The following is a 12552-nucleotide window of genomic DNA, read 5'->3' on the forward strand; positions in this document are numbered from 1 at the left end:
TTAAGGCTTAAATCCATTTCTGTTATACCGTCTGGTGTGCCATCATCACAGACTTCTAATGCCGTTGGTGCGATTACTGTTGGTAAAGGGTTAACTACTAAATCAAAATTTAGACGTGATGTACAACCCGTTATAGTATTAGTAAGAACTGCTGTTATAGTTTGTGGATTGCTGGTATTAGAATAAGATCCTAATATTGGGTTAGTCCCAGTATTTGCATCTGCTGCATTGGCATAATAACTGACAGTAACATTGACTTGCGCTCCTAAAATCTCTGCTGTTTTTGTAGATAAATCGAAAGTCTCTTCTTCGTCTCCTGGTGTATTTTCATCACACAACTCATAGTTGGTGACATCTAAAACTAACGGTTTTGGATTTACAATTAACTGAAGTGGTGTTGTGGCATAACAGCCTGTTGTAGCATTTTCTATACGTGCTATTATTTCTTGAGCACCTGCTTGAGTATTGGTGTAATTGGTTGGTAATGGACTTCCTCCTGCTTCTGCATCGGCTTGGCTATCGTAGTAATTGACGATCATACCTGTCTGAGATCCTATTATTTCTGCATCTTTTACACTAAGGTCAAATTCGGCTATTCCATCTGTATTGTCATCACAAACCTCTAACGGTGTTGTGGTGTTAGCTATTGGGTTTTCTAAAACTTCGAGTATAAGACTATTAACATTATAACAGTTGGTAATGGTGTTTTCTAATCGTACATATATGGTTTGATTGGTTACCGTTGTGTTCATGTAACCATCAAATATCTCAACAGTATCTGTCTCTGCTCCTACTAAGCTTTCATGATAAGACACAGCTACATCTGTTTGTCCGTTTAACAGTTCTGCTTCTTTATCACTTAGTGGAAAGCCTACAAATCCATCAGTATCATCATCACATACTTGCAATGGTGTTACTGCCACAACATCTGGAAGGGCATTTACTATTAAATCGAAGCTTGTAGTGCTATAACAACTTGGGTACGCTGGGTCTTCTACTCTAACATAAATGGTTTCTAAATTAGCTGTTGCGTTTGTATAGTTGGTTGCTAAAGCATCTGCGTTGTCATCAGCGTCATCTTGCGAAATATGAAACGAAACATTATATATTGTAGAATCTTGACCGTTTAAAATAGCTCCTTCTTGACTACTTAAGTCGAAGGTTGCAAAACCATCATTACTCACATCATCACAAACTTCCATATTATCTGGTGTGGTAGCTAGTGCTCTGTCATTTACTACTAAGTTGAAAAGTGCCGTCGCTGAGGCATTGTAACAATCAGAATCTCCTGAACTCTCTACTCTCACGAATATCGGTTGCGGATTTTCTGTATTGGTAAAATCTGATGGTAAAGCTCCATCTCCTGAATCTGCTTCTGCAAAACTTAAATGGTAGGTTACCGTAAAGTCTGTTGATGGTTGAGATCCTAAAATTCCTAAGGTCTGTGAACTCAAATCAAAAGTTGCAGAATCGTCGTTACTTGTATCGTCGCATAACTCTAAGTCTGAAACTGGATTAATAGTAGGTTGACCGGCTACATTTAATGTAAAAGGGAATACTTCATAGCATCCAGTATTTAAATATTCAATTCTAACATAAATCGTTTCACCATCTGTTCCTGTATAATTTCCTGAATCTGCGATAGACGCTGCATCTGTATCTGCATCAGCCTGGGAATTATGATATGTCACCACGAGATTGGAGGCATTTGTGGCACTCGCAAGAACCACAGCTGTATTCGATTCTAAATTAAAAATATAAGGTGGAGTCCCTGTGTCACATACATATAAATCGTTTGGGCTTTCAGTAATAAACTCTGGCAACACATCTATACAAACCTCTTCTGTGTATTCACATCCAAAATCATCAGTAACTCTATAAGTATAGCAAAATTGACCTGCAGTTTGAGGCCGAACTGTAATAATGTTTCCTGCTGTATTTGTTATTGTTGGATCCGTATCCCATGCCTCAGAAGTAATTGTAGGTGTAAATGAAAGTTCTGGAGGTTGAAGATTTGGATCAAACTCAATACTCCATGCAAAAATATGACCGTTATCGGCACTAAGATTATCGATAATTCTAATTGTCCAGTCGCCATTTAAATCTGAACCAATTAAACCATCCAAAGGAGATACTGAACTGTAATTACCTGCAGGCACGAAAGAATCTGTATAAGTATCTGGACCATCTCCATCTACGAACACTCCTCCGCTTTGAATACCTCCAACCAAAGTTGGAAATCCTCCATCTGGCACAAAGCAATATTGATAACCTCTTCCCGGTGTTGTATTGCTACTCTCACCATCAACAGTACCTGTTGCCCAAGGCTCACCTAAATTAGCTGAAGTACCACCTTGGTCATGCAGTCTTACCACTTGTCCGGTAGGTGAAATTATTTCAATATCTAAATCTCCTAAATAGGAATGTTCCATCGTTACACAAATACTTTCTAGTTGACTAAGGTCTGTTAGTGTTTGATCAGAATCATAACAATCTACAGTTATAGACGTTTCATAGCTCACTCCGTTTCCGTCTGGTAAAAACGTTACACCACTCACAGGAGGTGTACAGTCATTAATAAACTCAACGGCTTCAACTTCCCCAATAATATCTGTACTTTCACCAAAACAAAGTATCGAATTGGCCGCTTGAGTACCAGTAAAATCTGGTTCGGTGGCAACTTGAATTACTTGGTTTATTAAATTATTGTTTTCACACCCTAACGGGTTTATTGATGTATTTGCATCGCGTATATTTAAATTCACGATATAAACTCCAGGATCTGGATACGAAAATGTTGCTGTTTGACCTGCTGCCGTAGTGCCATCACCTAAATCCCATTCATACGTCGCACCAGTTCCATCGATAGAAAAATCACCACTTCCCGTTAAAGTAATTTCTTCATTTGGACAAACCCAAATATAGTTATCTGAATTAGGGGTTGGACTCGCTGAATCTAACTGAGCATTAATGGTCTGACATGGTGTTAAACATGAAATATTTGCTTCCCATCCGTCTACACTTCCAGAATCACTTGAAATAAATTGAATTGTAATACAACCAGACGTATTGTCTGGTGTTGCCTGTACTAATCCAGGACTATTTGTACCTGAAAATTGACCAAAAGAATCTGCTGCGACAGAGTCTCCATCAAATATCTCCATTACATCTGGAGTCGCACCTAATTGGGTTGTAAATGTTATAAAGTCAATTTTGATTTTCTGACCTGCTGTTTCAGGACAAATCGTCAAAACAAAATCTTCATCATTGTCATAGTTACCAAATTCACCACCCGAATCATAAAAAACACCACCACATTGGTTAACTGTTGCTGTTTGCATATTTATATCTTGAGCCAATAGAAGCGATGAAAATAATAGAGGGATTAGGGTAAATAAATATTTCATAGGATTAATTTTATTGTTATAAAGGGACAAATGTTTTTCGCAATTAATCATTCCCCCTTTTAATAATAGATATATCACTCGAATTCAGAGTATATTTTTATTGATATTGAGACTTTACAATTATGTAATAATTTGTATCATCAACTTGATACATCGCTGCAGATCGTGAATAAAAATTTAATCCGTATTTTAAAGGATTAAAATTGTTAGGATTAAAAGCTTCTTCTTGACTATAATCTAAACCAACTGCCTCAGCCATCTCCGATAATTTAGGACAAGGCTTCTTTTCATTTTCATTAGTAATCAACTTAATTACGACCCTATTTCTAAGAATGTGTTTTATACTTTTAAGTCGATTTGGTTTACTAAAAACAAGTTTTTCCGCAGAATCCCCATAAGCTTCAATGATTTGAGCTCGCTCAATAGCAGTTAATGGCAATTTAACGTTATCCTCATATTTTGCTAATGGTAATGGATTTTTATGATTTGATTGTTGACTAAAAACACATAAAGGCATCAGTATCAACGCAGAAATAAAGAGTAATTTTTTCATAGGTTATTCAGAATATTAGAATTTCGAAAATTAAGAAAATTTTAGGAAATCGATAGTTAATTCGTCAAGGATATTGGCGTTTTAACGGTTTTACTTATATAACAGCTATAATTATAAAACTCCTACCTTAATGAAACTATTTTTATTGTTTATCTTTGCATCTCGTTTTTAAAAACCGGTAACAACAAATTTGCAATGAAAATCGAAAGTGATTTTAACGATATTGATGCTTTAGGAGATGACCACATAGGATCATCGAGCGAAACTCCTTTGAGACCTGACGCTTTTAAGCTTTCAAACACCCAAAAAATAGAAAGCATCAAAGGTGATGTTAAACATATATTAGAAACATTAGGTTTAGACTTAAATGACGATAGCCTTAAAGGCACGCCAAACCGAGTTGCTAAAATGTTTGTTAATGAGATTTTTGGTGGCTTAGATCCTAACAAAAAACCTAGTGCTTCAACATTTGACAATAAGTATAAATATGGTGAAATGCTTGTTGAAAAAAACATAACAGTGTATTCTACTTGTGAGCACCATTTACTTCCAATTGTAGGAAGAGCTCATATTGCGTATATTTCTAACGGAACCGTAGTAGGTCTTTCTAAAATGAATAGAATTGTAGATTATTACGCTAAACGCCCACAAGTTCAAGAACGATTAACCATTCAAATTGTAAAAGAACTTCAGGAGGTATTAGGGACAGAAGACGTTGCTTGTGTTATTGACGCTAAACACTTGTGTGTTAATTCTCGTGGTATTAGAGATATTGAAAGTAGCACTGTAACTTCAGAATTTGGTGGCCAATTCACAGCGAAAGAAACACGCCGAGAACTTTTAGACTATATTAAGCTGGAAACACATTTCTAACTAGTTTTGTATGACGTTAAGCCGTTTGTTGTTAAGTTGAAATACAATACTTATGCATTTATACTCATTTGAAAAATTAGAAGTTTGGAAAGAAGCTATTCAATTAGCAGTAAAAACGTACAAAACAACAGACCTATTTCCTAAAGAAGAAAAATTTGGATTAATTTCTCAAATGAGACGTAGTTTAGTTTCAGTTTCTTCAAATATAGCTGAAGGCACAGCTAGATTAACAAATAAAGACAAAGCTCATTTTATGACCATGGCATATAGTTCTACTTTAGAATTATTAAATCAGGCTATAATTTCAAAAGAACTAATATTTATTTCTGATGAAAATTATAAAAATATTAGATTAGATGTCGAATCTATAACCAATAAAATTAATGCGTTAAGAAATCATTTTTTAAAGTAATTTAATCAAATGTTCCGCCTATTCAATCGACTTAACACCTTTACATCAAACGACCCACGATATGCACCTATACAGTAATCAGCAAATAAAAATATACAATACACTTACCGGTGAAAAAGAAGTTTTTCAACCTATAACTGACGGTTATGTTGGCATGTACGTTTGTGGACCTACTGTTTACAGCAATGTTCATTTAGGAAATGTGAGAACATTTATGTCTTTTGATATGATTTTTCGCTACCTAAAACATCTCGGCTACAAAGTGCGTTACGTGCGTAATATTACAGATGCTGGACATTTAGAAAACGATGCAGATGTAGGTGAGGATAAAATCACAAAAAAAGCACGATTAGAAGCCATTGAACCTATGGAAATCGTTCAACGCTATACCGTAGATTTTCATAATGTATTAAATACTTTTAATTTTTTACCACCAAGTATTGAGCCAACAGCAACAGGACATATTATTGAGCAGATAGAATTAATACAATCTATTATAGATAATGGTTTTGCTTACGTTGTAAATGGTTCTGTTTATTTTGATGTTCATAAATACAATGAATCTAACGAATATGGTATTTTAAGCAAACGAAAATTAGAAGATTTAATTCATAACACGAGAGCACTTGACGGCCAAAGTGATAAAAGAAACCCACAAGATTTTGCACTTTGGAAAAAAGCGGAACCGACACATATTATGCGTTGGCCTTCTCCATGGAGTGATGGATTTCCTGGTTGGCACTTAGAATGTACAGCCATGAGCACAAAATATTTGGGCGAGTTTTTCGATATTCATGGTGGTGGAATGGATTTAAAATTCCCACATCACGAATGTGAGATTGCTCAAAATCAAGCAGCAAAAGGACAAGCACCAGTTAAATATTGGATGCATGCTAATATGTTAGAACTTAATGGCGCACGCATGAGTAAATCGACCGGAAATTATATTAATCCGGCAGAACTACTTTCTGGCCATAATGATATTATGTCTAAAGCGTATAATCCAAGTGTAGTGCGCTTTTTTATAATGCAAGCATCTTACAGAAGTGTTTTAGATTTAACAGACGATGGTTTAGCTGCTGCCGAAAAAGGGTTTCATAGACTTATGGATGCTATAGGTTTAATTGACAATCTAAAAACGAGTTCGTCATCTTCATTTAATGTATCTGATTGGAAGCAGAAATGCTATGATGCCATGAACGATGATTTTAATACTCCTATTTTAATTGCTTCACTCTTTGAAGCCGTGAAAATAATAAATCAAATTAAAGATGGTAGTGCTAGTATAACAGCAGAAGACTTGGCTACTTTAAAAGAAACCGTAGAAGCTTTTGTATTTGATATCCTCGGTTTGGTAAATATTTCAAAAGAAAGTACAGGTAGTGATAAATTGACTAGTGCTGTTGAAATTTTAATTGCGCTTAGAAAAGAAGCGCGATTAAACAAAGATTTTGCGCTGTCTGATAAAATTAGAGACGAATTAGCTGAAGCAGGAATTCAACTTAAAGATAGTAGGGAGGGAACTACTTTTACTTTTTAAACTGTTAAGTTGTTAAGTTGTTAAGTTGTTAAGTTGTTAAGTTGAAGGTTTACATAAAAACTCAATTCACATATTGAACGGAACAACTTAATACTTAAACAACTAACAGTAGGACTTCTCTCTAAAAAATAATGATTAAATTGATGTTTCTAACCTAAAACCTGAAACCATGCATGTTTATTCATTCGAAAAATTAAAAGTTTGGCAAGAGTCAATTCAATTAGCAATCAAAACCTATAAAACAACTGATTTATTTCCAAAAGAAGAAAAATTTGGATTGACCTCACAAATGAGAAGATGCTCAGTTTCCGTATCTTCAAATTTAGCAGAAGGAACTTCTAGATTAACAAAAAAAGACAAAGCACACTTTATGACTATTTCTTATAGTTCGGCCATTGAACTCTTAAATCAATCTATAATTTCAAAGGAATTAGGATTTATTTCTGAAGATTCATATAAGACTATGAGAAAAGATATCGAATCGATAACAAATAAAATCAATGCACTCCGCAAAAGCTTTTTTACAACTAAACCGTAACCTGTTTTTGCAACAAACGACTCAACAACAAACAAATTAACATACTTTCACATCAAAAAAATCCTAACATATCCTTTCTTATTACTGATTAAAATCTATCAGACCGTAATTTCACCGTTTACACCTGCGACGTGCAGATATCAACCCACTTGTTCTCATTACGCTAAAGAAGCATTAGAAGTTCATGGTTTCTTTAAAGGAGGTTGGTTAGCTGTAAAGCGGATTTTTAGTTGTCATCCATTTGGCGGCAAAGGTTTTGATCCTGTTCCTCCAAAAGAAGATTAATATTACGTTAATCTCATTTTCAATCGGTATCAAAATATTATATTTACGGCATAAAGAGAATTAACTATGTTTTTATTACAGATGGATTGGGATCCTATAAAGTTTATTGATTTAGGATTTTTTAAACTTCACTTTTACAGTCTAATGTGGATAGCAGCCTTTATTTTAGGCTTCTACATTACAAAGCGCATTTATAGAAATGAAGGGGAAACTGATGAATCTTTAGACTCCTTATTTATCTATTCGGTTTTAGGTATTATGCTTGGAGCAAGATTAGGTCATGTAATTTTCTACCAACCAGAATTAATTTCCGAAGACTTTTTTAGCATCTTTTTACCATTCAAGTTTACTGGCGGATTTGAATTTACCGGTTTTCAAGGTTTAGCAAGTCATGGCGCTGCAATAGGAATGATAATTTCTATGTTTCTTTACAATAAAAAGGTATTACACAAAACAGTACTCTGGATTTTAGATCGTGTTGTAATTCCTGTTGCATTAGGTGCTGTATTTGTAAGAATCGGAAATTTCATTAATTCTGAAATTATAGGAAAATATACAGGAAGTGATTTTGGTGTTGTATTTAAACAATTAGGCGAAACTGCACCAAGACATCCGGCGCAATTATATGAAGCCTTTTGCTATGTTTTTGTCTTTTTAATCCTCTTTTATTTCTATTGGAAAACTAAAAAATCGGAACAACAAGGATTTTTATTCGGACTGTTTTTAGTATTGCTTTGGACCGTAAGATTCTTTGTGGAATTTGTAAAAGAAGCACAGAATATAGAGCGTGCGGATTGGGTATTGAATACAGGTCAATGGTTGAGTATTCCGTTTATATTAATAGGATTATACTTTATGTTTATCTATAAACCTAAAACAAAATTGAACTAATGCGTACTCAACTCGTTTTAAAATCTTTATGTATTGTTTTTGCACTAGTGATGTTTTCATCTTGTAAAGAGGAAAAGAAAACAATCTCTACAGACAAAGTTGTTGTTACCTTTAAAAAGGAAGGCACACTGACGTTAAAAAAAGCAGATTCTGATTCTATAATAAAAACTATAGATATTGAAATTGCAGATGACGAATATTCAACCCAAACAGGGTTAATGTATAGAGATAAACTTGAAACTAACCACGGTATGTTGTTTATATTTCCTAATGTACAAATGCGTAGTTTTTATATGAAAAATACTAAAATACCTTTAGACATTATTTATATAGACGAAGCTAAAACCATAGTGAGCTTTCAAAAAAATGCAAAGCCTATGGATGAAACATCACTACCTTCTGAGGCTCCTGCGAAATATGTTTTAGAGATTAACGGAGGATTGTCTGATGCTTGGCAATTGGCAGTTGGTGACAAGATTTCTTTTGAAACTATAGAGTAACGCTCTATTGCACTTTCCTTATTTATTCAATAATTAAGGTATAGAATCTTTTTAATAGTTCTAATTATACAATTTTGTGATACTATTCCTTAACTAGAGGCCTATTCTAGCACATAAGATTAGGACTTATAATTGAATCAAACCGACATTAGAATAGCGACTTACAACCAGTAACCAGCTTCTCATACGCATTGTATTTAAAAAAACAGGATATCGTATGAAGTAGACTTTATCAGGCTTTTATTCAACTCGGAGAATCCAACACTATGGATTTTACACTAAGACATACAAAAACATATCCCTCATTATAACCACGTAACGTTTTAGCATTGTAAACAAAAAAAAATGCCTTCCAATTAAGAAAGGCATTTTTGATATTTAAACTACACTTTGCTTACGCTGAGTGTGTCATTCTAATTATAATTTAAAGCTTAAGCTTCCTCAAGCTCTTCGTCTTTCGCTTTGTCCTTAAGCGCTTCAGTTGCATTACCTTTTTTAGCTGTATCGTACATAATTGGTGTTGCAATAAATACTGAAGAGTACGTACCAACTATAACACCTACGATTAAGGCAAATAATAAATCTTTTAGCGAATCTGCACCAAATAAGAACATGGCTAATAACACTACTAAAGTTGTTAGCGATGTATTTAATGTTCTACTAATAGTACTATTTATAGATTTATTAATGGTTGTATCAAATTTCCAACCTAAGTTTTCATTAAAATACTCTCTAATTCTATCAAATACTACAACGGTATCATTCAGAGAGTAACCAATAACTGTTAAGATTGCCGCAATAAACGTCTGGTCAATCTCCATGCTAAATGGCATAAATCTCCATGTTATAGAATAAATTCCTAATACAATAAATACATCATGGAAAACGGCAGCAACAGCACCAAGAGAGAATTGCCATTTCTTAAATCTAAACAAGATATATAAGAATACAACAACTAACGACCCTAATATAGCCCAAACCGAAGCACTTTTAATATCATCGGCAATAGTTGGACTTACTTTACTAGACATCATTTTACCTATTTTCTCATCACCTGAACCATCTAAAAACTGTTGGTAAGTCATACCTTCTGGTAGATATTTCTGTAATGCCGTAAACAACATTGACTGAACTTCTTCATCTGCTTCAATAGAACTATCCTCAATTTTATACTTTGTAGAAATCTTTAATTGATTTGGTCCTCCAATTGTTTTTACTTCTGCACTTTCAAATACTCCATGAAGATCGGTTTTAACTTCTTCTACACTCATATCTTGTGCAAAACGCACTTGGTATGTTCGTCCTCCAACAAAATCAATACCTTCATCTAATCCAGTTGTAAACAATGATCCTAAACTTCCTACAATCATTATTCCTGAAATCACATAAGCAATCTTACGCTTTTTTAAGAAATCGATATTTACATTTGTAAATAAGTTCTTAGTAATACTTGTTGAGAAATCTAATTTACCTCCTCTATTTACATACCAATCTACTAATAAACGCGTAATAAAAATTGCTGTAAATAGCGATGTTAAAATACCAATGATTAAAGTTGTTGCGAATCCTTTAATTGGTCCTGTACCAAATACAAATAGAATTAAAGCCGTTAAACCTGTTGTAATGTTTGCATCTAAAATTGAAGATAAGGCATTAGAGAAACCATCTTTAATAGATTCTTTTTGCGATTTGCCTTTGGCTAACTCTTCTTTAATCCTCTCAAAGATAAGTACGTTTGCATCGACCGATATACCTATCGTTAATACAATACCTGCAATACCTGGTAAGGTTAATACAGCTCCTAAACTTGCTAAGACACCAAAGATTAATAAGATGTTTAATAACAATGCGATATCTGCAAAACCACCTGCTTTACCATAGTAAAAAATCATCCAAAGTAATACAAATACTAAAGCAATAAGGAAGGATTTCATTCCACTATCAATAGCTTCTTGACCAAGTGATGGTCCAACTTCATCAGCTTGCACAATCTGTGCAGAAGCAGGTAATTTACCAGCTCTTAAAACGTTGGCTAAATCGACCGCTTCAGTTAATGAGAATGATCCAGAAATTTGAGATCTACCTCCTGCAATAGGACCAGATGATACACTTGGTGCAGAATACACTGTATTATCTAAAACAATAGCAATAAACCCTTGAGTTTCGTATGCTTTTTTGGTCATTTCTTCCCAAATTCTAGCTCCTTTAGAATTCATTTGCATACTTACTGCAGGTCTACTTAATTGATCGTAATCTTGATCTGCACTAGTAATTACATCTCCACTTAATTGAGGTTCACCATCTCTGTTACCTTTAATAGCGTACAATTCTGAAAATTCAGAATCTTCATTCTGAAGTCCCCAAACAAACTTTACATATCGCATTTCTGCTGGTAAAGCTGCTCTATTTTTTGAAGAATTTAAATGCTCCATTACCTTATCTCTGTCCTTAGCTAAGAACATACCAACAACAGAACCACCATTTCCGTATCCTTGAATACCTAATGGATTAATATCAGCAACATTAGTAGAATCGGATTCTATTTGCCCTGTTAATTCGTCAATTGCACTAGAGGTTACGCCTTCTTCATTTTCGGTTACATCTGCAACCTCTTCCGTAGCTTCGTTTTTCTTATTTTCTTCAACCAAATTTTGGTTAACTTCCATTAAATAAGGTAAAACTTCTTCCGTTTTATAAGTTTCCCAGAATTCTAATTGAGCTGTAGTTGTTACTAAATCTCTAATACGCTCAATATCCTTAGCTCCAGGTAACTCTAAAAGAATACGACCAGAGTTCCCTAAACGTTGAATGTTTGGAGATGTTACACCAAATTTATCGATACGTTTACGTAATACTTCAAATGCCGAAACGATAGACTCATCAATTTTTGTTTCAAGTATGCCTTTAACTTCATTGTCTGACATATCAAATTTAATCTCGTCACTTAACGTACGATTTGCAAAAATATCTGGCGACGCTAATTTTGTATCTCCTTTAATAGCATCAAAGGCTCTAAAAAAGGACTCCAAGTAAGATTCTTGTGCGTTTGTTTGTAATAATTCAGCATCATCTAACGCTTTATTAAAAATGGGATCTTTACTATTATTTGCTAAGCCTTTTAAGATATCTCTTACTGAAATCTGAAGTATGACATTAATACCACCTTTAAGGTCTAAACCAAGGTTCATAGCATTATTTTCTACATCAGCATAGGTGTATTCTGCAATACCCAAATCGTAAACACCTATAGACTCAAAGTTATCACCAACTTGAACTTTTGACGTTTTTAAAGAATCTAAATAGTTAATCGTTTCTAAATTCCTTTTTGTTTGATAATCTTCTTCTGTATCAGCAATTTTTGAAATTGCTGCTGCTTCTGCGTTATCTTCAATTTGATTGGCTTTGAAAGTAAATGATAATTGATAAATACTTACCAAACCAAATAGAAGTGCAAAAAGCTTAATTATTCCTTTGTTTTGCATTGTTATTTTTATTTAATGTCGAAATTTTTTAATCGCGCAAATATAGAGTTTACGCTATAATCCGACAATGT

10 protein-coding genes are annotated in these 12552 nt (G+C 33.9%); 7 read left to right on the top strand and 3 right to left on the bottom strand.

The window, feature by feature from the left end; all coding sequences use genetic code 11:
• Positions 1-3407, bottom strand: a 3407-nt coding sequence (locus tag K1X16_RS14710; RefSeq protein ID WP_225036949.1) for a PKD domain-containing protein, incomplete at its 3' end; no start/stop codon positions are given.
• A 97-nt stretch (positions 3408-3504) separates the two neighbouring features.
• Positions 3505-3960 carry a hypothetical protein gene (locus K1X16_RS14715; protein WP_195871716.1) on the bottom strand — a complete coding sequence of 152 codons (456 nt, stop codon included), beginning with the start codon at positions 3958-3960 and terminating at the stop codon, positions 3505-3507.
• Between the two features lie 195 nt (positions 3961-4155).
• Here K1X16_RS14715 and folE point away from each other — a divergent pair, with 195 nt between their 5' ends.
• From folE to K1X16_RS14750, 7 genes are all read left to right on the top strand, one after another.
• Entirely contained in the window at positions 4156-4833 is a 678-nt protein-coding gene (gene folE, locus K1X16_RS14720; protein WP_225036950.1) for a GTP cyclohydrolase I FolE, read from the top strand.
• Between the two features lie 52 nt (positions 4834-4885).
• Complete coding sequence (locus tag K1X16_RS14725) at positions 4886-5245, top strand: four helix bundle protein (RefSeq protein ID WP_225036951.1); 360 nt, start codon at positions 4886-4888, stop codon at positions 5243-5245.
• A 61-nt stretch (positions 5246-5306) separates the two neighbouring features.
• On the top strand, positions 5307-6785 hold the full coding sequence (cysS, locus tag K1X16_RS14730; protein ID WP_225036952.1) for a cysteine--tRNA ligase: 1479 nt from the start codon (positions 5307-5309) through the stop codon (positions 6783-6785).
• 169 nt (positions 6786-6954) lie between these two features.
• A complete protein-coding gene (locus K1X16_RS14735) occupies positions 6955-7323 on the top strand; it encodes a four helix bundle protein (protein ID WP_195871712.1) in 369 nt (122 codons plus the stop codon).
• Between the two features lie 51 nt (positions 7324-7374).
• Positions 7375-7608, top strand: coding sequence for a membrane protein insertion efficiency factor YidD (yidD, locus tag K1X16_RS14740; RefSeq protein ID WP_195871724.1), 234 nt, complete (start codon positions 7375-7377; stop codon positions 7606-7608).
• Positions 7609-7674: 66 nt separating this feature from the next.
• On the top strand, positions 7675-8499 hold the full coding sequence (gene lgt / locus K1X16_RS14745) for a prolipoprotein diacylglyceryl transferase (protein ID WP_195871711.1): 825 nt from the start codon (positions 7675-7677) through the stop codon (positions 8497-8499).
• Entirely contained in the window at positions 8499-8999 is a 501-nt protein-coding gene (locus K1X16_RS14750; RefSeq protein WP_195871710.1) for a DUF192 domain-containing protein, read from the top strand. Before lgt ends, K1X16_RS14750 begins: the two co-directional genes overlap by 1 nt.
• A gap of 431 nt (positions 9000-9430) precedes the next feature.
• On the opposite strand, the gene secDF is transcribed toward K1X16_RS14750, so the two are convergent.
• Positions 9431-12481: a protein translocase subunit SecDF gene (gene secDF / locus K1X16_RS14755; protein WP_225036953.1), complete on the bottom strand. Its 3051-nt coding sequence runs from the start codon at positions 12479-12481 to the stop codon at positions 9431-9433.
• Positions 12482-12552 lie beyond the last annotated feature (71 nt).

It is taken from the genome of Winogradskyella sp. SM1960 (assembly GCF_020179375.1).
Taxonomy (GTDB): Bacteria; Bacteroidota; Bacteroidia; order Flavobacteriales; family Flavobacteriaceae; genus Winogradskyella; species Winogradskyella marina.

Coding starts and splice junctions, on each gene's coding strand:
- K1X16_RS14715 (WP_195871716.1), bottom strand. CDS start 3,960: ATGAAAAAATTACTCTTTATTTCTGCGTTGATACTGATGCCTTTATGT.
- cysS (WP_225036952.1), top strand. CDS start 5,307: ATGCACCTATACAGTAATCAGCAAATAAAAATATACAATACACTTACC.
- K1X16_RS14750 (WP_195871710.1), top strand. CDS start 8,499: ATGCGTACTCAACTCGTTTTAAAATCTTTATGTATTGTTTTTGCACTA.
- K1X16_RS14735 (WP_195871712.1), top strand. CDS start 6,955: ATGCATGTTTATTCATTCGAAAAATTAAAAGTTTGGCAAGAGTCAATT.
- lgt (WP_195871711.1), top strand. CDS start 7,675: ATGTTTTTATTACAGATGGATTGGGATCCTATAAAGTTTATTGATTTA.
- folE (WP_225036950.1), top strand. CDS start 4,156: ATGAAAATCGAAAGTGATTTTAACGATATTGATGCTTTAGGAGATGAC.
- secDF (WP_225036953.1), bottom strand. CDS start 12,481: ATGCAAAACAAAGGAATAATTAAGCTTTTTGCACTTCTATTTGGTTTG.
- K1X16_RS14725 (WP_225036951.1), top strand. CDS start 4,886: ATGCATTTATACTCATTTGAAAAATTAGAAGTTTGGAAAGAAGCTATT.